A 20,972-nucleotide genomic window follows, 5' to 3' on the forward strand; every position below is an offset into this window, starting at 1 on the left:
TCTGGGGCGAGCCCGGCACCAACGGCCAGCACGCCTTCTACCAGCTGATCCACCAGGGCACCAACGTGATCCCGGCGGAGTTCCTCGTCGCCGCCAATGGCCACGAGCCGGAGTTGCGCGCGCATCATGACCTGTTGCTCGCCAATTGCCTCGCCCAATCCGAGGCGCTGATGAAGGGCCGCGATCTCGAGGCGGCGCTGGCCACGGTCAAGGATCCGGCGCTCGCGCCGCACAAGGTCTTTCCCGGCAACCGGCCCTCGACCACCCTCGTCTATGCGCGGCTCGATCCTGGCACCCTTGGCCGGATCGTCGCGCTCTACGAGCATCGCGTCTTCGTCGAAGGGGTGATCTGGGGCCTGAACAGCTTCGATCAGTGGGGGGTGGAACTCGGCAAGGAACTGGCGACCGCGCTGCTGCCACTGGTCGAGAAGGGTGGCGACACCGCGGGCAAGGACGGCTCGACCGCCGGCCTCCTCGGCGCGCTGGCCGCCCTCAGGCAGTGACGGCCGGGGCGGCTCTGACCGCCTGGAGCACGCGCCCGGGCGTGCCGCCCGGGATCGCGCTCCTCCATGCCGACGCCGCCCTCCTTGTTCTGGACAAGCCGTCCGGCCTGCTCTCGGTCCCGGCGAAGCCGCCGGGATCGGCCGACTGCCTCGAGGCCCGGGTCCGCGCCGCCTTCCCCGAGGCGCTGCTGATCCACCGACTCGACGGCGACACCTCGGGCGTCATGATCTTTGCCCGGACCCGTCTCGCCCAGCGCCATCTCGGCTGGCAGTTCGAGCGGCGACAGGTCCGCAAGGCCTATGTCGCCCGCGTCGAGGGGCGCGTGGCGGGCGAAGAAGGCACGATCGACCTGCCGCTGATCGCGGACTGGCCGAACCGCCCGAAGCAGATGGTGGATTTTGCCCGCGGCAAGCCCGCCGTCACCGATTGGCGCGTCCTCGCCCGCGAACCCGCCGCGACGCGGCTCGGGCTCCGCCCCCATACCGGCCGCAGCCACCAGCTCCGCGTGCATCTGCTGGCGATCGGTCACCCGATCCTCGGCGACGGCTTCTACGCGCCGCCCGCCGCCCTCACCGCCGCCGACCGGTTGCAGCTCCATGCCGAGCGCATCGGCTTTCGCCACCCCGAGGGCGGCGCCTGGGTCGAGTTCCACTGCCCCGCGCCGTTCTGAACGCCTCAGAGCCAGGCCGCCCCGCGCACCCCCGAACTGTCACCATGCTTGTTCGGCACAAGGCGGGTCAGGTACTTGTCGCCGAAGACATGCGCCCGGATCAGGGGCGGCACCGTCTCGTAGAAGCGCGCGATGTTCGACAATCCGCCGCCGAGCACGATCACGTCGGGGTCGAGCACATTGACGATCAATGCCAGCGACCGCCCCAACCGGTCCTCGAACCGCGCCAGCGTCTCCTCCGCCGCCGCGTCGCCGGCGGCGGCCAGCGCCGCGATCTCCGCCGACTTCGGTCCGTCGGCGGCCGGCACGCCGATCCGCCGCGCATGATCGGCCGCGAGGCTCGGCCCCGAGAGCCAGGCCTCGGTATGACCCGCCACCCCGCAGGAGCAGATCGGCCCCGGCCGCTCGTCGTCCCGCGGCGTCGGCAGCGGAATATGCCCCCATTCGCCGCCGATCGCGTTCACCCCCTCGACCAGCCGCCCATGCACCACGATCCCGCCGCCGACGCCGGTGCCGAGGATCACCCCGAACACCACCTGCGCTCCCGCGCCGCCACCATCGACCGCCTCGCTCAGCGCGAAACAGTTGGCATCGTTGGCGATCTTGACCGGCCGCCCCAGCGCCTCGGCCAGATCGCCGCGCAAATCGCGGCCGTGCAACCAGGTCGAGTTGCCCATCGACACATGGCCCGTCGCCCGGTCGACCGACCCCGGCACCCCGATGCCGACCGTCTCGATCCGGCCGCCGGCCGCGACCTCCAGCTGCTCCATCAGCCCGCGTATGGTGGCGATGCCGCCATCATAGTCGAACCGCGGCGTCGGCACCCGCGCCCGCGCCCGCTCCACGCCATCGGGGCCGAGCACGATGCCCTCGATTTTGGTGCCGCCATAGTCCAGGCCGAGCCGCATCGCCATCTCCCGGGGTTTTCAGCAGACTAGGATCACGCCCGCGGTCGCGCAACGGGCCTTTGCCAAGCCGCGCCGCCGATGCTAGACCCGCGCGCGGCGACAAGGGGCCGCGCATGTTCTGGAAGCTGCCGATCCTCGGCAAGATCAGCAAGATCGGCATCGTCCCGCCGCCGCCCGAGCCGGACCGGCATGGCCTCGCCATCGTGCTCATCGTCCGGAACGAGGCGCGCCATATCGGCGAATGGGCCGCCTTCCACGCCCGCGCCGGCGCGCGCGCCTTCTTCGTCTATGACAACGGCTGTACCGACGCGACCCTGCCGATCCTGCGCGAGACGCTCGGGGATCGCCTGACCGTCTTGCCCTGGCGCCAGACCTTTTCCGACGCGCGGATGGGGCGGGAGATCCACAACCAGGTGCTGGCCTACGCCCATGCCGCGAGCAATTTCGGCGGCGCCTTCCGCTGGATGAGCTTCATCGATGTCGACGAGTTCCTGATCCCGAAATCGGCGGACAGCCTGCCCGAGGCGCTGGCTCATCTCGGCGAGCACCGCAACATCTCTCTGCCCTGGCACATGTTCGGCCATTCCGGCCACGAGACGCCACCGGAGGGCGGCGTCCTGCGCAACTACCTTCGCCGCGCGGCCGATCCGATGAGCGATGTTCGCGGCGTCCGCGCCTTCAAGGTCATCGTCGATCCCTGCCATCTGACCGCCCTGCGCGTCCATTCGATGGAGACCGACGGCTCGGACCGGACCTGCGACGACCGGGGCGAGCCCGCGTCCGCGGCGGAGCGCGAGAAGCCGGGCTTCTATTCCGCGGACCATGTTCAGCTGAACCACTATTACGCGCGCTCCAGACAGGAACTGGCAGAAAAGATCGGCCGGGGGCCGAACCTCGTCGCGAAATCGCCGGAATATGCCCGCAAGGTCCGGCGCACGGTCGAGAATATCGAGGCGGCGGAGGTCGAGGACCGCGCCGCGCTGGACTACCTCGCGCGGATCGGCTGGAACTGAGCCCCATGCGAACCGAGCTCATCCTGTCGACCTACGAAAACCCCCGGGCGCTCGGCCTCTGCCTCGCCTCGGTCGCGCGGCAGCGGCTGGCGCCGGAAGGCATCGCCATCGCCGACGACGGCTCCGGCCCCGAGACGTCGGCGGTGATCGCCGCCTTCGCCGCCCGCCACCCGGCGCCGGTGCGCCATGTCTGGCACGAGGATCGCGGCTTCGAGAAAGGCGCGATCCTCAACAAGGCCATCGCCTCGTCGGAGGCGGATCTGCTCGTGTTCATCGACGGCGATGTGCTGATCCACCCGGATTTCGTCGCGCGCCATGTCGAGCTGGCACGGCCCGACCGGTTCTGCACCGGCAGCCTGATCCGTCTGGACGCCGCGGCGACGGCCAGCGTGACGCCTGAACTGGTGGCCTCGGGCGGGGTTTTCGACCGTGGCTGGCTACGCGACAGCCGCGCCATCGACCGGTTCGGCACATGGCTGAAGACCATGCCGTTCCCGAAGCCGGTGATGAACGCGCTCGAAGTCTTCAGCCCGGTGCAAAAGGCGCTCTGCGGCGCCAATGCCTCGGCCTTTCGCGCCGATCTGCTCGCGGTCAACGGCTATGACGAGACGATCAAATACGGCGGCGAGGACAAGGATCTCGGCGTCCGGCTGGGCAACAACGGCGTCCGGGGACGGCATCTGCGCTATACCGCGCCGCTGGTCCATCTCGACCACGCCCGCGGCTACGCGGACCCCGAGCGCATCCGCCGGCACAAGGCGATCATCCGTCAGCGCCGCGCCGACGGAACCACCTGGGTCAAGAGCGGCATCGTGAAACCGGCGGAGGCGGCGTGAGGGCCTGGGTGATCAATCTCGACCGCTCGCCCGACCGCTGGGCCTTCAGCGAAGCGCAGGGCGCGCGGCTGGCGCTCGACCTGACGCGCGTCGCGGCGGTTGACGGGCAGGCCATACCCGACGCGCTGCATGCCGAGCTCTGTCCGCCCGGCCGGCGTGGCGTTCGGATCACCAAGTACGAGCTCGCCTGCTATCTCAGTCATCTCACAGCCTGGGAGGCGCTGGTCGCCACTGGCGCGTCGCATGGCGTGGTCTTCGAGGACGATATTCAGCTGGCCGACGACGCGGCCGACTTTCTCGACGCCACCGGCTGGCTGCCGGCGGGGGCCGATCTCGTCAAGCTGACCGCCAACAAGCGCCGCGCCAAACTGTCGCTCCGCGCCAGCCCGACCCTCAACGGCCGGGCGCTGCGCCGGCTCCACTCGCCGACCATCGACTCCGCGGGCTATGTGATCTCGGCCGCGCACGCGGGCCGCCTGCTCGCGCAGCCCCGGCGGTTCAGCCGACCCGTGGATCGCGCGCTGTTTGACCCCGCCACCGGCGCCTCGGTCTACCAGCTCGATCCCGGGCTCTGCGCGCAGCAGAAATTCACCGACGAGACCTTCCTCAGCGAAGCCGGCAGGGGCAGCACCATCCAGGCCCGGCGCGCCCGCGCCCCGCTCGACATCTCGCCCCGCAAGCTCCGCGACGAGCTGCGCAACCTCTATCGCAAGCAGATCTTCCCGGTGATCCTGCCCCTGCTGCAGATCGGCAGGGCCGAGGAGAACCGCATCCGCTTCAGCACCGTGCCGTTCCGCAAGGAGGCGACCGGTGGCTAGCCGCGGCCTGCTCTATATCGCCGCCGGCGCGGCGCATGTCGCGGCCGCCGCCGCGTCGGCCGCCTCGGCCCGGCGGACCAATCCGGGGCTCGGCATCGCCATCTTCAGCGACCAGCCGGACCCCGGCCCCGTCTTCGACCGGGCCGAGCCGATCGATGGCGCGCATGTCCGCTCCAAGGTCGACTACCTGCCGCGCACGCCCTTCGACCAGACGCTCTATCTCGACAGCGACACCCGCGTGGTGGGGAATCTCGACGACCTCTTCCGCCTGCTCGAGCGGTTCGATCTCGGCGCCGCGCATCGCGTGCGCGATACGGGGCGTACGCTCGCGACCGGCGGGCCGATCCCGGCGGCCTTTCCCGAGCATAACGGCGGTGTCCTGCTCTATCGCGCCAATCCCGCGACGATCGCGTTTCTGGAGACGTGGCGCGCCGCCTATCACGCCGGAGGGGTCGAGGCCGACCAGATCTCGTTCCGTGCCACGCTCTGGGCCTCGGACATCCGCGTCGCCGTGCTGCCGCCGCGGTTCAATACCCGGCGCTATACCTGGCTCGACCACTGGCTCTCGTCCCGGCCGCGCCCGGTCATCCTGCATACCAACCGCTTTCATCCCTCGAAGCAGGGCGGCCCGCTCAAGCGTCGGCTTGAGCGGCTGGTCGGCCCCGAAGCGTGGGAGACGTGAGCCCGCTTCTCGAAATCCGGCGCGACCCGACGGGCGGCGCGCGCGGGCTTGGCCTCTGCGCGGTCGTGCATGACGAGATGTTCTTCCTGCCCGAGTTCCTGCGCCACTATCGCGCGCTCGGGGTCGCGCGGTTCATCTTCCTCGACGACGCCTCGACCGACGGCACGGCGGAGTTTCTCGGCGACCAGCCCGATTGCGTGCTGGTCGGCAGTCCCTACCGCTATTTCGACAAGGTGGAGGGCGCGCGCGCGATCTATGCCTGGCGTCAGGCGCTGCTCGACGGCTTCTGCCGCGACCAATGGGCGATCTTCGCCGATGCCGACGAGTTCCTCGCCCTGCCGGCCGGCGTCGGCGTCGCCGACGTGATCGCCCGGCTGACCGCGGCGGGCAGCGACAGCGTCTGGGGGGTGATGGTCGATCTCTATCCCGAGCGGATCACACCCGCCGGACCGTTCCGCGTCGATGGCGACTGGTTCTTCGACGCCCGCCCGCATCTCTATGCCCGGCCGGGCTGGAAGAAACCGATGACGCTCTATCGCGGCTCGCGCGCGCGGCTTCTCGCCGAGCACCGGATTTCCGAACGCAAGGGCGCCCTGCGCGCCGCCGCGCTACGGCTCGGGCTTGGCGGATTTCTCAAGGTGAACAATCTCGCCAAGGCGCCGCTGGTGCGCTGGACCGCCGGCCACCGGTTCGACGGCTCGCACCGTGTCGTCCCGCCGCCGACGGTCGGCGACATCCTCGCCATCATGCATTTCAAGTTCGCGGGCGATCTCGGCCGCAAGGTCGCCTACGCCCTCGATACCAAGGGCTACGAGGGGGGCTCCCGCCAATATCAGCTGATGGGCGAGCTTCTGGCGCGGATGGAGGCGGAAGGCCGGGACTTTCTCGGCCGCGGCTCCCGCCGCCTGACGAGCCCGGCCGACCTCTACGCCGCCGGCGTCGGCCGCTGGAACGCCTGAAAGCAAACGGCCCGGGAATTTCCCGGGCCGCGTCGTCTCCGTTCAGGCGTCTTCCTTCAGCTCGGCGCCGGTCGTCTGGTCGACGACCTTCATCGACAGGCGGACCTTGCCGCGGTCGTCGAAGCCCATCAGCTTGACCTTCACCGCCTGGCCTTCCTGCAGGATGTCCTTCGGATGGCCGATCCGCTCGTTCGACAGCTGGCTGACATGGACCAGCCCGTCGCGCTTGCCGAAGAAGTTCACGAAGGCGCCGAAATCCATGATCTTCACCACCTTGCCGGTGTAGACCTTGCCGACCTCGGGCTCATCGACGATCGCCGAGATCAGCTCGCGGGCCTTCTCGATGGCTTCGGCGTTGGCCGATGCGATCTTGATCGTGCCGTCGTCGTTGATATCGACCTTCGCGCCCGACTCCTCGACGATCGAGCGGATCACCTTGCCGCCCGAGCCGATGACTTCACGGATCTTGTCGACCGCGATCTGCATGGTCTCGATGCGCGGAGCGTGGGCGGAGAATTCCGACCGACCCGCGGTCAGCGCGTTCGCCATCTCGCCGAGGATGTGCATCCGGCCGGTCCTGGCCTGGGCGAGTGCCACCTCCATGATCTCGGGCGTGATGCCCGCGACCTTGATGTCCATCTGCAGCGAGGTGATGCCGTTCGCCGTGCCCGCGACCTTGAAGTCCATGTCGCCGAGGTGATCCTCGTCGCCGAGGATGTCGGTCAGCACGGCGAACTTCTCGCCCTCGAGGATGAGGCCCATCGCCACGCCCGCGACGGGCGCCTTCAGCGGAACGCCGGCGTCCATCATGCTGAGCGAGCCGCCGCAGACCGACGCCATCGAGGAGGAGCCGTTCGACTCGGTGATCTCCGAGACGACGCGCACCGTGTAGGGGAAGTCGGTCGCCGCCGGCAGCACCGCCTGCAGCGCGCGCCAGGCGAGCTTGCCATGGCCGATCTCGCGCCGGCCGGGGCCGGACATGCGGCCGGCCTCGCCAACCGAATACGGCGGGAAGTTGTAATGCAGCAGGAAGTTCGAGCGGCTGTTGCCGTGGAGCGCGTCGATGAACTGCTCGTCGTCACCGGTGCCGAGGGTCGAGACCACCAGCGCCTGGGTCTCGCCCCGGGTGAAGAGCGCGGAGCCATGGGTGCGCGGCAGGATGCCGACTTCCGACACGATCGGCCGGACCGTGGTCAGGTCGCGGCCGTCGATGCGGCGGCCGTGGTCGAGAATATCCCAGCGCACGACGTCCGATTCGAGATTCTTGACACAGGTGGCGAGGTTCGGATCCTGGAGGTCGTCCTCGGACAGAGCCGCCTTGATGGTTTCCTTCGCCGCGGCGATCGCGTCCTGACGGGCGAGCTTGTCGCGGACCTGGAACGCTTCGCGCATCGCGACCTCGCCGGCGGCCTTCACGCGGGCATAGAGGTCGGCATAGTCCGGCGCGGCGAAGGCGAACGGCTCCTTCGCCGCCTCCTCGGCCATGTCGATGATGAGGTCGATCACCGGCTGCATCTGCTCGTGGCCGAACTTCACCGCGCCGAGCATCTCGGCCTCGGAGAGCTCATAGGCCTCGGACTCGACCATCATCACCGCGTCCTTGGTGCCGGCGACGACGAGGTCGAGCCGCTGCTCGGGATTCTCGCGCAGCTTCTCCATGTCGTCGACCGCCGGGTTCAGCACGTAGCTGCCATCGACGAAGCCGACGCGGGCGGCGCCGATCGGGCCGAGGAACGGCGCGCCGGAAAGGGTGAGCGCGGCCGAGGCGGCGATCATGCCGAGGATGTCCGGGTCGTTCTCCATGTCATAGCTGAGCACGGTGACGATGACCTGGGTCTCGTTCTTGAAGCCCTCGACGAACAGCGGGCGGATCGGCCGGTCGATCAGGCGGGAGGTCAGCGTCTCCTTCTCGGAGGGGCGCGCCTCGCGCTTGAAGAAGCCGCCCGGGATCTTGCCGGCGGCGTAGTATTTTTCCTGGTAGTGGACGGTCAGCGGGAAGAAGTCGAAGCCGACCTTCGGCTTTTTCTCGAACACGACGGCGGCCATGACGCTGGTCTCGCCATAGGTGGCGACCACCGTGGCATCGGCCTGCCGGGCAATCTTCCCCGTCTCGAGCGTGAGCGTGTCATGGCCCCACTCGATGGATTTCTTGACGACGTTGAACATGTCTTTTCCTTGCATGACGGCGCCGCCCCTTGGCGGACGCCGCGACCCCGTTGCGAACGGATCAAGCGGCGCTCGGGGTCGGGAGCGCCGCGGTGCGGTCGGACGGTTTTCGGAACGGTTCCGCGCCCCGCCGTGGCGCCAGATGAAAACGAGCGCGCCGGTCAGGCGCGCTCGGGGGTGGGCGGTGTCAGCGACGGATGCCGAGGCGGCCGATCAGCGTCTGATAGCGGGCCTCGTCCTTCTTCTTGACATAGTCGAGCAGCTTGCGGCGCTGGGAGACCATCTTGAGCAGGCCACGCCGGGAATGGTTGTCCTTGGTGTGCTGCTTGAAATGCTCGGTCAGCGTATTGATGCGGCTGGTCAGGATCGCGACCTGGACCTCGGGCGAACCGGTGTCGCCGGCCTTGGGCGCATATTCCTTGATCAGCTTCTCTTTCACGTCGGGCGCGATCGACATCGGGTCATCCTTCTTGCAAGAGCTTGAATACCGCGTCTCGCGTCGGCCGCGGCCGGGATGTCGTCCAGCGGGGTCGGGGGGCGAGGCGGGCCAGCGGGGCATCCCCACCGGCGCGCCGCCTATAGCCGGTTTCTGAGCGAATGGAAAGGGTCGCGCGACGATCAGCCCGCCAGGCAGCCGGGTCACTCAGCGTCGAGGCGGAAGACGCGGAGTGGGTGAAGCTCGCCCGCCTTGTAGGTGCCGATCGCGACCGGCTGGCCGGCGTAGCTCGCCCAGGCCTCGTCGCCATAGTCGACATGGGAGGCGATCACCATGCCGGGATTGCCATTGGCGAGGCGCGCGGCGCCCTCCGCCGTCGCCGGCAATTCGGGCAAGCCGCGAAGGCCGGCGGCGACGGGAAGGAGATGCCCGGCGAGATCCGGCCCCCGTGCGTCGAGGAGATCGAGACCGATGGCGTCCGCCACGTCGAACGGTCCGGACCAGAGCCGGCGGAGCGCCACGACATGGGCGAGGCAGCCGAGCACCCGGCCGAGGTCGCGGCCGATCGAGCGGACATAGCCGCCCTTGCCGCAGTCCATCTCGAAACTGGCGCTGTCCCGGTCCGGCAGGTCGATCAACTCCAGCCGCGAGACATGGAGCGGGCGCGCCACGAGGTCGAGTTCCTCGCCGGCGCGGGCGAGATCGTAGGCGCGCGCGCCCTCGACTTTCACGGCCGAGACCTGTGGGGGAACCTGCAGGATGTCGCCGGTGAAGGCGGGCAGCGCCGCGCGGATCGCGGCTTCGTCCGGGCGTAGCTCGCTCGTGGCCAGCACCCTGCCCTCGGCATCGTCGGTGCTGGTCGCCGCGCCCCAGCGCAGGGTGAAACGATAGGATTTCTCGGCGTCGGTGACGTAGGGAATGGTCTTGGTCGCCTCGCCGAGCGCCACGGCGAGCAGGCCGGTCGCCGCCGGGTCGAGCGTGCCGGAATGTCCGGCCTTTTGCGCGTCGAACGCCCAGCGCGCCTTGGAGACGACCGCCGTCGAGCCGATGCCCGCCGGCTTGTCGATCAGGAGCCAGCCGTGGACCGGCCGGCCGCGTCGCCGTCTTGCCATGATCCCGCGCGCCCCGGAACGTCAGTCGGGGTCGAGGTCGCGCCGGACCGCCGGAGAGTCCAGCAGGTCGCGGGTGCGATCCATCTGGTCGAAGCGGCGATCGGCCTGGAAGGTGAGGTCGGGCGAGAACTTCAGATCGATCTGGCTGGTGACAAGGCGGCGGATTTCGTGCCGGTTGCGGGTCAGCGCCTTGAGCACGCCCTCGGTATTGACGCCGCCGAGCGGCAGGACGAAGGCGGTGGCATGGCGCAGGTCGGGCGAGATCCGGACCTCGGCGACGGTGATCGAGACCGAGCCCAGCTCGGGATCATGCACGTCGCCCCGGGTCAGCACGTCCGACAGGGCGCGGCGGATCACCTCGGCCACGCGCAGCTGGCGCTGGTTCGGCCCGGCGCCGGAGAGGGGTCTTGTCTTTGCCATGCGCGTCACATCCTATCGCGGACCGGTGAAGTCAAGGGCGGCGCGGGAGGCGGCATTGGGGGACGACGCGCGAGGCGACTTGGGGGACCGGGCGGGGGGCGGTGTCGGGATCGCCGTCGTCGGCGTGGCCGGCCGCATGGGACAAATGCTGGCGCGGGCGGTGATCGAGGCGCCGGGCGCGAGGCTGTCGGGCGTGACGGTCCGGCCGGGCCACCCCTGGGTCGGACGCGACCTCGGCGAGGCGATGGGCGGCGCGGCGCTGGGCGTGACGGTCGAAGACGATCCACTGGAGGTATTCGCCCGGTCGCAGGCGGCGCTCGATTTCACCACGCCCGAAGCGACGGTCATTCATTCCGAACTGGCGGCGCAGGCACGGCTGACCCATGTCGTCGGGACCACCGGGCTTGAAGCGACGCATCTCGCCCGGCTGCGCGCCGCGGGCTGGCACGCGGTCGTGGTGCGGGCGGGCAACATGAGCGTCGGCGTCAATCTCCTGACCGAGTTGACGCGACGGGTGGCGGCGACGCTCGGGCCGGAATACGACATCGAGATCATCGAGATGCACCATCGCCACAAGGTCGACGCGCCCTCCGGTACCGCGCTGATGCTGGGCGCGGCGGCGGCGGAGGGGCGCGGCGACGCGCTGACCGAAATGTCCGAGCGCGGGCGCGACGGTATCACCGGCGCGCGGCGGGTGGGCGCGATCGGCTTTGCCAGCCTGCGCGGCGGCGACGTGGTGGGCGAGCATCAGGTGATCCTGGCCGGCCCCGGCGAGCGGCTCACCCTCGGCCATATCGCGACCGACCGGATGCTCTTCGCCCGGGGCGCGGTGCGGGCGGCGCTGTGGGGACAGGGGCGCGAGCCGGGCGAATACGACATGCTCGATGTGCTTGGCCTGCGCGGCGGGTAGGTTCCAGGTTGAATTTCGCACGACCTTGCCGTACACCCGCGAACGGTAGAGTTGCATCTATCGGATTTGCTGCTCGTCGTCTCGCCGGTCAGACTTTCGATCCTGGTTTGACTGTACCGAAGCCGCCGCATGTCGCGCGCGGACGATCTGGAGACGACTGAATGGCAAACGGCACCGTCAAATGGTTCAACGCGACCAAGGGCTTCGGGTTCATCCAGCCCGAGTCGGGCGGCAAGGACGTGTTCCTGCACGTCTCGGCGCTGGAGCGCGCCGGCCTGCGCGGGATCGCCGACGGCCAGAAGGTGACCTACGAGCTTGAGTCCGGCCGCGACGGCCGGACCTCGGCCAGTTCGATCACGCTGGTCGACTGAACCGGCTTCCGTCCGGACCGCGCGCCCCGCGGTCCTGACCCGAACCAAACGAAGCCGGGGGCATCCCCCGGCTCATCCGGCTCGGAAACCTGGCGGTCCTCGCGGACGGCCGGGTTTTTTCGTTTCACGGCCGGCGGAGGAAAAGGCGCGCGAGATGCCGAAGGACACGAACCCCATCGCCCGGGAAGAGGCCGGTTCTCCCGCGCCGGTCTGGCTCGACCGGCGGACGCCGCCACATGTCGTGACGCTGGTCCTGATCGCCGGCCTGTCGGCGCTCAACATGAACATGATCCTGCCGGCGCTGCCCGAGCTTGCCCGGCATTTCGGCGCGGACTATTCCGTGGCGGCGCTCGCGGTCTCGGCCTATCTCGGGCTGACCGGGCTGTTGCAGCTGGGGATCGGGCCGATGTCGGACCGGTTCGGGCGGCGGCCGGTGCTGCTCTGGACCTTCGCCATCTTTCTCGTCGCGACCATCGGCTGCGCGCTGGCGCCGAGCATGGAGATTTTCCTCGCCTTTCGCATGGCGCAGGCCACCGTCGCCTCGGGGATCGTGCTCAGCCGGGTGATCGTGCGGGACACGGTACCGGCGGACGAGGCGGCGAGCCAGATCGGCTATGTCACCATGGGCATGTCGCTGATGCCGATGCTGAGCCCGGTCGTCGGCGGCTATCTCGCCGAGACGCTGGGCTGGGCCTCGGTGATGCTCGCGACCTTCGCCGTCGGTGTCGCGGTCTTCGCCCTCGCCTGGGCCGATCTCGGCGAGACCAACCTCGCGCCATCCGCGAGCCTCGTGGCGCAAATCCGCTCCTATCCCGAGTTGCTGCGCTCGCGACCGTTCTGGGGCTATGCGCTGACCGCGACGCTCGCCTCTGGCGCCTTCTTCGCCTTTCTCGGCGGCGGCCCGTGGGTGGCGACCGAGGTGCTGGGGATGAGCGCCTCGGCCCTGGGCTTCTATTTCGGACTGATCGCGCTCGGCTATCTCGTCGGCAATTTCCTGTCGGGGCGGTTCGCGAGCCGGGTGGGGTTGAATGGCATGATGCTGATGGGCGGCGTCGTCACGACGCTCGCCCTCGTCGCCTTGCTGGGGCAACTGGCGCTCGGCGTCGCGGATCCGGCGCTGTTCTTCGGGACGCTCGGTTTCGTGGGCGTGGGCAACGGCCTTCTCCTGCCGAGCGCGAACGCCGGCATCGTCTCGGCCGAGCCCCGGCTCGCGGGCAGCGCCTCCGGCCTCGCCGGCGCGCTGATGATCGGCGGCGGCGCGGTGCTCGCGGCGCTGGCCGGCGCGATGCTCGGGCCGGAAAGCGGCGCCTGGCCTCTGGTCTGGCTGATGCTCATCTGCTCGGCCCTGGGGCTTGTGACGACGCTTTGGGTCTCGGGCCTCCGGGTCACCGGGTGGCGGGCCTGACGCACGGCGCGACGCGCCAGTTCGGACGGGTCAGCCGGCGGCGGCGGCGAGGATGACCTGCCCGGTCAGCAGGTCGAGATGCGCGCCGCCGCCGTTCTTGAAGAGGGTGATGTCCTCCGGACCGGTGCGCCCGGCGCGACCCGTCACGAGATCGGCGAGGTCGCCGAGCACGTCGGCGCGCTCGATGACGCCCCGGGCGAGCGGATCCTTCAGTTCACCGATATGCGCGAGCGTGGTGTCGAAACTGTCGACGAAAATGCGCGCGCGCAGCAGCGCCTCGTCGTCGGCCTCGCGCATGTCGGCCTTGTAGGCGCCGATCAGGTCGAGATGCTGACCCGGCCGCAGCCAGGCGCCGCGCAGGATCGGGCACGTCGACATGGTGGCGGACGAGACGATGTCGGCCGCCGCCACCGCCGCCGGCAGATCCTCCGCCACCGCGGCGCCATACTCGGCGGCGAGGGCCCGGGCGCGCTCCGGCGAGCGGTTCCAGAGCGTGACCTCGATGCCGGGAAACTCGGCGCGATAGGCCTCGATCAACGAGGCGGCGACCGCGCCGGCGCCAAGGATGAGCAGCCGCCGCGAGTCGGGACGCGCGAGCAGGCGGGCGCCGAGGATCGAATCGGCCGCCGTCTTCCATTTGGTGACGAGCGCGCTGTCGATCACCGCGCGCACCGCGCCCGTCGCGTCGTCGAAGACGACGAGCGCGCCATGCACCGACGGCAGGCCGCGGCCGGCGTTGCCGGCCATCACCGTCACCGACTTCACCCCGACGCCCACGCCGTCGATCCAGGCCGCGCGCGACAGCAGCGTGTCAGGCCCTCGCGACAGGAACTGGTCGGTGATCTTCGCCCGCGGCCCCCGGTGACCGGCGGCCAGCGCGTCGGCGACGACGCGCCAATCGAGGCGATGCTCGACCTCGGTCGCGGTGATATAGGGAATGGCCGGCATCAGGCTCCGACGGCGGCGATGGCGGCCGCCAGCCGGTCGAGGCCCCCGGCCGGCAGTCCGGCGATATTGATCCGGCTGTCACCGACCATGTAGACACCGTGGTCGGCCCGGAGCGCGGCGACCTGCGCCGGCATGGCGCCGAGGCGCGAGAACATGCCCCGGTGCGTCGCCACGAAATCGAACCGGTCGGAATTCGTCGCCCGGCGCAATGCCTCGGCGAGGCCGGAGCGCAGCGTCAGCATGCCCTGGCGCATGGCTTCGAGCTCGGCGATCCAGTCGGCGCGCAGCGCCGGATCGGTCAGGATGATGCCGACGGTCTTGGCGCCATGGTCCGGCGGGAAGGAATAGTTGAGACGGTTCAGCGTCGCGAGATTGCCCCTGGCGAGCGGGGTAACCCCGGCGTCCGCGGTGACGGTGAAAGCGGCGCCGACCCGGTCGCGATAGAGACCGAAATTCTTGGAGCAGCTGGCGGCGAGCAGCAGTTCCGGCACGCGCGCCGCCATGTGGCGAACGCCGGCGACGTCCTCGTCCAGTCCGTCGCCGAAACCCTGATAGGCGAGGTCGATCATCGGCACGAGGCCGCGGTCGAGACAGAGATCGGTCAGCGCCTGCCATTCGGCGAAGGTCGGGTTCGCCCCGGTCGGATTGTGGCAGCAGCCATGCAGCAGCACCACGTCGCCCGCCTTCGCGGCGCCGAGATCCGCGATCATCCCGTCGAAATCGACGCCGCGGGTCGCCGCGTCGAAATAGCGGTAGGTCGTGGACGGAATGCCGAGATACTTCAGGATCGCCGGGTGGTTCGGCCAGGTGGGATCGGAATACCAGACAGTCGCCTCGGGATTGGCGAGCCGCGCCAGTTCCAGGAGCTGACGCACCGCGCCGGTGCCGCCCGGGGTCTGGGCGCCGGAGACGCGCTCGGCCGGAACGGCCGCGCCGAAGATGAGATCGCGCATCGCCTCGACGAAACCGAGATCGCCGAGCAGGCCCACGTAGGATTTCGTGGCCTGTTCCTGCCAGAGCCGCTGTTCGGCGGCCTTGACCGCGCGCATGATCGGCGTGCGGCCCTCGGCGTCCTTGTAGACGCCGACGCCGAGATCGAGCTTGTCGGCGCGCGGATCAGCCGCGTAGAGCCCCATCAGTTCGATGATCTTGTCAGGGGCGGGAGCCGTCAGCGCCTCGAGCATGGCATGTCCTTCGGATAGAACGATCGTTCCAGGGGTGGCGTCAGGCGCCAAACACATCGCGGTCGCGGGTCAGGACCCGGCTGAGCGTCTCGCGCCGGACCGGCTCGAATCCCGCCCTCTGATAAAGCGGCAGGGCACGGGGATGGTCCAGCGAATTGGTGTTCACCGTGACGAGCGTGGTCGAGGCGCGGTCCCAGGCCATGTGCACGGCGGTATTCAGCAGGAAGGCGCCGAGCCCCCGCCCGACCGCCTCGGGCACCAGACCGAAATAGGTGAGGTCGCAGGCGCCCCGCTCGCGACCGTCGAGCAGGAAGAAGCCGTGCGGCCAGCCGGCGCGGACCAGCGTGCAGAGCGTCACGTCCGGATGGTCGAGCAGCGTGGCCAGCTCCACCAGCGGCCGCTCGCGCTGGTCGGTCCATTCGTAATCGCGCCCGACCGCGTCGTAGAGCTGGAGAAAATACCAGACCGGCGGCCGTTCGGCGGCGACCAGCATCGAGACCGGACCGGCTGGCATGTGCGGCCGGGGATGGGTCGGCCGGGCCTGCATCTCGAGATAGGTGACGACGTACTCGACACGCTCGCCGGCCTTACGCAGCATCGGAAAGCCTCATCCGCGTTCGACCTTGAGGTCGGGATAGGCGCCCCATTCGGCCCAGGACCCGTCGTAGAGCGCGTGCGAGCGGCTACCGACGACTTCGAGCGCGAGGCTGAGAATCGCCGCCGAGATGCCAGAGCCACAGGTGGTGATGACGGGTTTCGTCACATCGACGCCGGCGGCTTCGAAGATCGCGCGCAACTCCTCCGCCGGCTTCAGCGTGCCGGAGGGGGTGAGGAGCGTCGCGTAATGCACGTTCACCGCGCCCGGAATATGGCCCGAGCGCAGGCCGGGGCGCGGCTCCGGCTCGTCGCCGCGAAAGCGGGCGGGCGAGCGGGCATCGACGATCCGCGCGTCGCCGAGCTTGGCGCTGGCCGCGACCTGGGTCACGTCGCGCACGAGGCCGGCGTTCCGGCGCGCGGTGAAATGCCGGTCGCGCGGAAAGGGCGCGGCGTCGTCGACCGGGCGGCCCTCGGCGATCCATTTCGGCAGGCCGCCGTCCAGCACGGCGACGTCCTCCTTGCCGAACAGGCGAAACAGCCACCAGACGCGGGCGGCGCTGAACAGGCCGGCGCCGTCGTAGACCACGACGCGGTGGCCGTCGCCAACGCCCATGGCGCGAACGCGGCTGATGAACTTCTCGACCGGCGGCGCCATGTGCGGCAGTTCGGACTGGTCGTCGGAAATGTCCTCGATATCGAAGAAGCGCGCGCCGGGAATATGCGCGACGCGAAATTCCGCCTCGGCGTCGCGCCCGGCGCTGGGCAGATACCAGCTCGCGTCGAGCACGCGCACGTCCGGAGCGCCGAGATGCGCCGCGAGCCATTCGGTGGAGACCAGGAGCTGGGGATCGCTGGTGGTCATGCTGAGGCTCCCGATGCGGCGCGGACGGCATCCTCGAATAGCGGCGAACGCGGCGCGGGGCAAGGGTCGGAGGCCATGGTCGCGCGGCGCCTCAATCGAGCGGGGTGAGCGCCGCCACCTCGGCTTCGGGCAGGCGCGCGGCGATCTCGCGCACCGTCAGGCCGAGCAGCGGGTGCCGCCAGTCCGGCGCGACCTCGGCCAGCGGGACGAGCACGAAGGCGCGCTCGGCGAGCCTGGGATGTGGCAGCACGAGTTCCGGCGGCGGCGACGCGCCCCGTTCGGCCTCGGGCAGCGCCATCCAGCGCGCGGCGGTCTCGCGGTCCGGCAGCACGAGATCGCCGCCGCCGATCAGATCGAGGTCGCAGACCCGGGGCTCCCACCGCCGATGCCTGAAGCGGCCGAGGTCCTTCTCGACATCATGCAGCGTCGCGAGGAGATCGGCGGCGGAGAGGCCGCTCTCGACGGCGGCGGCGCCGTTCACGAAGTCGGGTCCGGCGCCCGGCGGGAAGGCCGGGGCGCGGTACCAGCGGCTCCGCGCCGTCACGGCGACGCCTCGCGCGCCGAGCGCGACGAGCGCCGCCTCGAGCGTCCCGCGCGGCGACCCGAGCGCCGAGGGCAGGTTCGCACCGAGGGCGATCAACCACGTCATGTCGGAAACCTTCCTTTCCATGCCGGTTTCGATAGGGCTTTCGCTGCCGGAATGGCGGGAATATAAGCAGGCGCGGACCGATGGAACGCCCTTTCCCGATCCCATTTTTCAAGGCTGTTCCTAGAGGAGACAATCGGGCAATGTTTTACCGTGACGAGCGGCTCGCGCTTTTCATCGACGGCGCCAACCTGTACGCCGCCGCCCGCGCGCTTGGCTTCGACATCGACTACAAGCTGCTGCGAACTGAGTTCATGAGGCGCGGCAAGTTGCTGCGGGCCTTCTACTATACCGCCCTGCTCGAGAACGAGGAATATTCGCCGATCCGGCCACTGGTCGACTGGCTGAACTACAACGGCTTCGCCATGGTCACGAAGCCGGCCAAGGAATTCACCGATTCGATGGGCCGGCGCAAGGTCAAGGGCAACATGGATATCGACCTCGCCGTCGATGCCATGGAGATGGCGCCGCATGTCGACCATATCGTGCTCTTCTCGGGCGACGGCGATTTCCGGCCTCTGGTGGAATCGCTGCAGCGCCAGGGCGTGCGGGTGTCGGTGGTCTCGACCATCCGCTCCAGCCCGCCGATGATCGCCGACGAGTTGCGCCGGCAATGCGACAATTTCATCGAGCTCGATGAGCTGCGCGAGGTGATCGGTCGCCCGCCGCGTGGCGAGGTCGCGGCCCAGGCCGCGATGGCCGACGAGGAAGACTGAGGGCGACGAACAGGGCGCCGGGCACCGGCGTCCTCCTTCGGAATTTACCTTTTCAGCTTTGCCCCTGTCATCCGGCGGGGGCGCGGGTATAGTGTCGCGATCCTCTGGTTGCCTTGCGAGTATCCATGCCCGACGCGCCCGCCCCCGATGCCGAAGCGCTGACGCTCTATCTCGCCGCGCCGCGCGGCTTCTGCGCTGGCGTCGATCGCGCCATCAAGATCGTCGAGATGGCGCTGCAGAAATGGGGCGCGCCGGTCTATGTCCGGCACGAGATCGTGCATAACAAGTTCGTGGTCGATGGCCTGCGCGACAAGGGCGCGGTCTTCGTCGAGGAATTGGCCGACTGTCCGCCGGACCGGCCCGTGGTGTTTTCCGCCCATGGCGTGCCGAAATCGGTGCCGTCCGAGGCCGCGGCCCGGCGGATGCTCTATGTCGATGCCACCTGCCCGCTGGTCAGCAAGGTGCATATCGAGGCCGAGCGGCACCATGAAAACGGCTTGCGCATGGTCATGATCGGCCATCGTGGCCACCCGGAGGTGATCGGCACCATGGGCCAGCTGCCCGCCGGCGAGGTGGTGCTGGTCGAGACCGTCGCCGACGTGGCGACGCTAGCACCGGAAGACGCGGACCGGCTCGCCTTCATCACCCAGACCACGCTCAGCGTCGATGACACCGCCGAGATCGTCGCGGCGCTGCGCGCGCGCTTTCCGAACATCGTCGGGCCGCGCAGGGAGGATATCTGCTACGCCACCACCAACCGGCAGGAGGCGGTCAAGGCGATGGCGCCGCTGATCGACGCGCTTCTGGTGATCGGCGCGCCCAATTCCTCGAACTCGCAGCGGCTGGTCGAGGTCGGGCGCCGCGCCGGCTGCGGCTATGCGCAGCTGGTGCAACGGGCCACCGACATCGACTGGCGCGCGCTGAAGGGGATCGCCGCGGTTGGGATCACCGCCGGCGCCTCGGCGCCGCAAGTGCTGGTGGACGAGGTGATCGACGCCTTCCGGGCGCGTTACGCGGTGACGGAACGGATGGTCGAGACGGCGCGGGAGGATGTGGAGTTCAAGGTGCCCCGCGTCCTGCGCGAGGAGGTCGCTTGAACCGGATCCCGGTTCCGGCGCTGATCCTCGGCTATCTCGGGCTGGCACCGTTCCTCTATGGCGTGGCGCTGCTCTACGCCGCGCCCGGCACCTTGCCAACGCTCGGCTTCGTCTCTTCGGACCCGGACGGCGGCCTGCGCCTGCTGGCGCGGTTCGGCGCGACGATCCTCGCCTTCATGGGCGGATGTCTCTGGGGCTTCGCCTCGTCGCCGCCGCGGGTGCCGACCGTGGCACTCCTCGCCGCGACGGTGCTGCCTCCGCTCTGGGCCGCGCTGGCGATCGACGCCAATCCGGCGCGCACCTGCCTCTGGCTCGCCTTCGGCTATGCGCTGCTGCAGGCGATCGACACGGGCTTCCAGAGGCTGGGTGTCGCGCCGGCCTACTGGCTCGGCCTGCGCCTGCCGCTGACCTCCGGCGTCATCACCTGCCTGCTGATCGGCGCGCTGCATGGCTGAGATCTTCGTCTATACCGACGGCGCCTGTTCGGGCAATCCGGGCCCCGGTGGATGGGGCGCCGTGCTGATCGCGCGCGAGGGCGAGCGGGTGGTGAAGGAGCGGCTGCTCTCGGGCGGCGAGGCACTGACCACCAACAACCGCATGGAGCTGATGGCCGCGATCGCCGCGCTGGAGGCGCTTGCGCGCCCGACCGACCTGACGGTGGTCACCGACAGCAACTATCTGCGCGACGGCGTGACCAAATGGATCCACGGCTGGAAGCGCAACGGCTGGCGGACCTCCGACAAGAAGCCGGTGAAGAACGAGGACCTCTGGCGCCGCCTCGACACCGCCGCCGGACGCCACGGCCTGCGCTGGGACTGGGTCAAGGGCCACGCCGGCCACCCCGAGAACGAGCGCGCCGACGAACTCGCCCGCGCCGGCATGGCGCCCTTCAAGGCCGTCGTGAAATTGCCGACAGGCACCGAAAATCTCGACCCATAGGCAGGTCCAAGGTTGCATCGGCTGAGTCTCTACAACTTTTACGCGGACGGTCGCCCCTATGAATGATCTTCCGGATCGCGGCGCTGAAGGCATGGAACGGGGTGACCTCCACTCAAGGCCCGCGCCGGGCCGGGGCGATCGAGGGGTATCTCGCGGCCCATCTCTCTTCGATGGCGACATGGCCGACCCGCGAGCCGCTGATCTTGTCCGTCCCGCGCATCGCGCTCCTCCCCATCGCCGCGCCGAGGAGGCACCATGTTCCGCGGACCGCGCCGAGACCCCGGCATTTCGGAAACCTTCCGGGCCAGGCAGGGTCCGACCGCGGCCTCCCGGACGAATTCCGCGCCCCGCGTGCGCCTGAACGACCCGAAAGGATTTCACATGTCCCTCGCCGAAGACGCCAAGATCATCGCCATTCCCGCGCTCAAGGCCGAGACCGAGCGGCTGCTGACGGATCTCGGCGTCGCGCCCGAAGCCTATGCGACGGGCGAAATCCCGGCGCGTTCGCCGATCACCGGCGAGACGCTCGGCCATGTCCGGGAAACCGGCGCGGCGGAAGCATCGCGCCGCGTCGATGTCGCGCACGAGGCGTTCCTCGCGTGGCGGACCGTTCCCGCGCCGAAGCGGGGCGAACTGATCCGCCTCCTCGGCGAGGAACTGCGCGCGAACAAGCCGGCGCTCGGGCGGCTCGTCTCGATCGAGGCCGGCAAGATCACCTCCGAGGGCCTCGGCGAGGTGCAGGAGATGATCGACATCTGCGACTTCGCCGTCGG

At 69.6% G+C, this 20,972-nt stretch carries 24 protein-coding genes and 1 pseudogene; 15 read left to right on the forward strand and 10 right to left on the reverse strand.

Going from position 1 to position 20,972, the window contains the following annotated elements:
• Together Q0480_RS07410 and Q0480_RS07415 are read left to right on the forward strand one after the other, a co-directional pair.
• Window positions 1–503: pseudogene (locus tag Q0480_RS07410) on the forward strand (glucose-6-phosphate isomerase); the annotation flags it as partial.
• A 41-nt stretch (window positions 504–544) separates the two neighbouring features.
• Window positions 545–1,174, forward strand: a complete 630-nt coding sequence (locus Q0480_RS07415; RefSeq protein WP_299131772.1) for an RluA family pseudouridine synthase — start codon at window positions 545–547, stop codon at window positions 1,172–1,174.
• Between the two features lie 5 nt (window positions 1,175–1,179).
• Here Q0480_RS07415 and Q0480_RS07420 read toward each other — a convergent pair whose 3' ends face one another.
• The gene (locus tag Q0480_RS07420; RefSeq protein ID WP_299131773.1) at window positions 1,180–2,082 is read right to left on the reverse strand and encodes an ROK family protein; all 903 of its coding nucleotides are present in this window, start codon (window positions 2,080–2,082) and stop codon (window positions 1,180–1,182) included.
• Between the two features lie 113 nt (window positions 2,083–2,195).
• On the opposite strand from Q0480_RS07420, the gene Q0480_RS07425 reads away from it, so the two are divergent.
• From Q0480_RS07425 to Q0480_RS07445, 5 genes are read left to right on the forward strand one after another with little or no spacing between them, the layout of a single operon-like run.
• Window positions 2,196–3,095, forward strand: coding sequence for a glycosyltransferase family 92 protein (locus Q0480_RS07425; RefSeq protein WP_299131774.1), 900 nt, complete (start codon window positions 2,196–2,198; stop codon window positions 3,093–3,095).
• A gap of 5 nt (window positions 3,096–3,100) precedes the next feature.
• On the forward strand, window positions 3,101–3,931 hold the full coding sequence (locus Q0480_RS07430) for a glycosyltransferase (protein ID WP_299131775.1): 831 nt from the start codon (window positions 3,101–3,103) through the stop codon (window positions 3,929–3,931).
• Window positions 3,928–4,749 (forward strand): glycosyltransferase family 25 protein, encoded by an 822-nt coding sequence (locus Q0480_RS07435; RefSeq protein WP_299131776.1) that lies wholly within the window; start codon window positions 3,928–3,930, stop codon window positions 4,747–4,749. Before Q0480_RS07430 ends, Q0480_RS07435 begins: the two co-directional genes overlap by 4 nt.
• A complete protein-coding gene (locus Q0480_RS07440; protein ID WP_299131777.1) occupies window positions 4,742–5,431 on the forward strand; it encodes a putative nucleotide-diphospho-sugar transferase in 690 nt (229 codons plus the stop codon). The genes Q0480_RS07435 and Q0480_RS07440 overlap by 8 nt, the downstream gene beginning before the upstream one ends.
• On the forward strand, window positions 5,428–6,390 hold the full coding sequence (locus Q0480_RS07445; RefSeq protein WP_299131778.1) for a glycosyltransferase family 2 protein: 963 nt from the start codon (window positions 5,428–5,430) through the stop codon (window positions 6,388–6,390). Before Q0480_RS07440 ends, Q0480_RS07445 begins: the two co-directional genes overlap by 4 nt.
• 42 nt (window positions 6,391–6,432) lie before the next feature.
• On the opposite strand, the gene pnp is transcribed toward Q0480_RS07445, so the two are convergent.
• The 4 genes from pnp to rbfA form a co-directional block, all read right to left on the reverse strand.
• Entirely contained in the window at window positions 6,433–8,556 is a 2,124-nt protein-coding gene (gene pnp / locus Q0480_RS07450) for a polyribonucleotide nucleotidyltransferase (RefSeq protein WP_299131779.1), read from the reverse strand.
• Between the two features lie 187 nt (window positions 8,557–8,743).
• Window positions 8,744–9,013, reverse strand: a complete 270-nt coding sequence (gene rpsO, locus Q0480_RS07455) for a 30S ribosomal protein S15 (RefSeq protein WP_299131780.1) — start codon at window positions 9,011–9,013, stop codon at window positions 8,744–8,746.
• Window positions 9,014–9,195: 182 nt separating this feature from the next.
• Window positions 9,196–10,104: a tRNA pseudouridine(55) synthase TruB gene (gene truB / locus Q0480_RS07460; RefSeq protein ID WP_299131781.1), complete on the reverse strand. Its 909-nt coding sequence runs from the start codon at window positions 10,102–10,104 to the stop codon at window positions 9,196–9,198.
• A 21-nt stretch (window positions 10,105–10,125) separates the two neighbouring features.
• Window positions 10,126–10,524, reverse strand: coding sequence for a 30S ribosome-binding factor RbfA (rbfA, locus tag Q0480_RS07465; protein WP_299131782.1), 399 nt, complete (start codon window positions 10,522–10,524; stop codon window positions 10,126–10,128).
• 79 nt (window positions 10,525–10,603) lie between these two features.
• On the opposite strand from rbfA, the gene dapB reads away from it, so the two are divergent.
• From dapB to Q0480_RS07480, 3 genes are all read left to right on the forward strand, one after another.
• The gene (gene dapB, locus Q0480_RS07470) at window positions 10,604–11,434 is read left to right on the forward strand and encodes a 4-hydroxy-tetrahydrodipicolinate reductase (RefSeq protein WP_299131783.1); all 831 of its coding nucleotides are present in this window, start codon (window positions 10,604–10,606) and stop codon (window positions 11,432–11,434) included.
• Window positions 11,435–11,595: 161 nt separating this feature from the next.
• The gene (locus Q0480_RS07475; protein ID WP_299131784.1) at window positions 11,596–11,805 is read left to right on the forward strand and encodes a cold-shock protein; all 210 of its coding nucleotides are present in this window, start codon (window positions 11,596–11,598) and stop codon (window positions 11,803–11,805) included.
• A 154-nt stretch (window positions 11,806–11,959) separates the two neighbouring features.
• Entirely contained in the window at window positions 11,960–13,210 is a 1,251-nt protein-coding gene (locus Q0480_RS07480) for a multidrug effflux MFS transporter (RefSeq protein WP_299131785.1), read from the forward strand.
• A gap of 30 nt (window positions 13,211–13,240) precedes the next feature.
• On the opposite strand, the gene Q0480_RS07485 is transcribed toward Q0480_RS07480, so the two are convergent.
• From Q0480_RS07485 to folK, 5 genes are all read right to left on the reverse strand, one after another.
• Window positions 13,241–14,158, reverse strand: coding sequence for an NAD(P)-binding domain-containing protein (locus Q0480_RS07485; protein WP_299131786.1), 918 nt, complete (start codon window positions 14,156–14,158; stop codon window positions 13,241–13,243).
• Window positions 14,158–15,342, reverse strand: a complete 1,185-nt coding sequence (locus Q0480_RS07490; protein ID WP_299131787.1) for an amino acid aminotransferase — start codon at window positions 15,340–15,342, stop codon at window positions 14,158–14,160. Before Q0480_RS07490 ends, Q0480_RS07485 begins: the two co-directional genes overlap by 1 nt.
• A gap of 40 nt (window positions 15,343–15,382) precedes the next feature.
• Window positions 15,383–15,940 carry an N-acetyltransferase gene (locus Q0480_RS07495; RefSeq protein WP_299131788.1) on the reverse strand — a complete coding sequence of 186 codons (558 nt, stop codon included), beginning with the start codon at window positions 15,938–15,940 and terminating at the stop codon, window positions 15,383–15,385.
• Window positions 15,941–15,949: 9 nt separating this feature from the next.
• Window positions 15,950–16,801 (reverse strand): 3-mercaptopyruvate sulfurtransferase, encoded by an 852-nt coding sequence (sseA, locus tag Q0480_RS07500; protein WP_299131789.1) that lies wholly within the window; start codon window positions 16,799–16,801, stop codon window positions 15,950–15,952.
• Between the two features lie 91 nt (window positions 16,802–16,892).
• Window positions 16,893–17,450 (reverse strand): 2-amino-4-hydroxy-6-hydroxymethyldihydropteridine diphosphokinase, encoded by a 558-nt coding sequence (gene folK, locus Q0480_RS07505; RefSeq protein ID WP_299131790.1) that lies wholly within the window; start codon window positions 17,448–17,450, stop codon window positions 16,893–16,895.
• A 140-nt stretch (window positions 17,451–17,590) separates the two neighbouring features.
• Here folK and Q0480_RS07510 point away from each other — a divergent pair, with 140 nt between their 5' ends.
• The 5 genes from Q0480_RS07510 to Q0480_RS07530 all read left to right on the forward strand — a co-directional run.
• Window positions 17,591–18,163: an NYN domain-containing protein gene (locus tag Q0480_RS07510; RefSeq protein ID WP_299131791.1), complete on the forward strand. Its 573-nt coding sequence runs from the start codon at window positions 17,591–17,593 to the stop codon at window positions 18,161–18,163.
• A gap of 125 nt (window positions 18,164–18,288) precedes the next feature.
• Window positions 18,289–19,260, forward strand: a complete 972-nt coding sequence (gene ispH, locus Q0480_RS07515) for a 4-hydroxy-3-methylbut-2-enyl diphosphate reductase (protein WP_299131792.1) — start codon at window positions 18,289–18,291, stop codon at window positions 19,258–19,260.
• On the forward strand, window positions 19,257–19,715 hold the full coding sequence (locus Q0480_RS07520; RefSeq protein WP_299131793.1) for a DUF3429 domain-containing protein: 459 nt from the start codon (window positions 19,257–19,259) through the stop codon (window positions 19,713–19,715). Before ispH ends, Q0480_RS07520 begins: the two co-directional genes overlap by 4 nt.
• A complete protein-coding gene (gene rnhA / locus Q0480_RS07525; RefSeq protein ID WP_299131794.1) occupies window positions 19,708–20,199 on the forward strand; it encodes a ribonuclease HI in 492 nt (163 codons plus the stop codon). Before Q0480_RS07520 ends, rnhA begins: the two co-directional genes overlap by 8 nt.
• Before the next feature lie 381 nt (window positions 20,200–20,580).
• Window positions 20,581–20,972: aldehyde dehydrogenase family protein (locus tag Q0480_RS07530; protein ID WP_299131795.1), on the forward strand; the 392-nt coding region annotated here is incomplete at its 3' end.

This window comes from uncultured Amaricoccus sp. (genome assembly GCF_937891315.1).
GTDB lineage: Bacteria > Pseudomonadota > Alphaproteobacteria > Rhodobacterales > Rhodobacteraceae > Amaricoccus.

Coding starts and splice junctions, on each gene's coding strand:
- Q0480_RS07420 (WP_299131773.1), bottom strand. CDS start 2,082: ATGCGGCTCGGCCTGGACTATGGCGGCACCAAAATCGAGGGCATCGTG.
- Q0480_RS07425 (WP_299131774.1), top strand. CDS start 2,196: ATGTTCTGGAAGCTGCCGATCCTCGGCAAGATCAGCAAGATCGGCATC.
- Q0480_RS07430 (WP_299131775.1), top strand. CDS start 3,101: ATGCGAACCGAGCTCATCCTGTCGACCTACGAAAACCCCCGGGCGCTC.
- pnp (WP_299131779.1), bottom strand. CDS start 8,556: ATGTTCAACGTCGTCAAGAAATCCATCGAGTGGGGCCATGACACGCTC.
- rpsO (WP_299131780.1), bottom strand. CDS start 9,013: ATGTCGATCGCGCCCGACGTGAAAGAGAAGCTGATCAAGGAATATGCG.
- truB (WP_299131781.1), bottom strand. CDS start 10,104: ATGGCAAGACGGCGACGCGGCCGGCCGGTCCACGGCTGGCTCCTGATC.
- rbfA (WP_299131782.1), bottom strand. CDS start 10,524: ATGGCAAAGACAAGACCCCTCTCCGGCGCCGGGCCGAACCAGCGCCAG.
- Q0480_RS07475 (WP_299131784.1), top strand. CDS start 11,596: ATGGCAAACGGCACCGTCAAATGGTTCAACGCGACCAAGGGCTTCGGG.
- Q0480_RS07480 (WP_299131785.1), top strand. CDS start 11,960: ATGCCGAAGGACACGAACCCCATCGCCCGGGAAGAGGCCGGTTCTCCC.
- Q0480_RS07485 (WP_299131786.1), bottom strand. CDS start 14,158: ATGCCGGCCATTCCCTATATCACCGCGACCGAGGTCGAGCATCGCCTC.
- Q0480_RS07490 (WP_299131787.1), bottom strand. CDS start 15,342: ATGCTCGAGGCGCTGACGGCTCCCGCCCCTGACAAGATCATCGAACTG.
- Q0480_RS07495 (WP_299131788.1), bottom strand. CDS start 15,940: ATGCTGCGTAAGGCCGGCGAGCGTGTCGAGTACGTCGTCACCTATCTC.
- sseA (WP_299131789.1), bottom strand. CDS start 16,801: ATGACCACCAGCGATCCCCAGCTCCTGGTCTCCACCGAATGGCTCGCG.
- folK (WP_299131790.1), bottom strand. CDS start 17,450: ATGACGTGGTTGATCGCCCTCGGTGCGAACCTGCCCTCGGCGCTCGGG.
- Q0480_RS07510 (WP_299131791.1), top strand. CDS start 17,591: ATGTTTTACCGTGACGAGCGGCTCGCGCTTTTCATCGACGGCGCCAAC.
- ispH (WP_299131792.1), top strand. CDS start 18,289: ATGCCCGACGCGCCCGCCCCCGATGCCGAAGCGCTGACGCTCTATCTC.
- rnhA (WP_299131794.1), top strand. CDS start 19,708: ATGGCTGAGATCTTCGTCTATACCGACGGCGCCTGTTCGGGCAATCCG.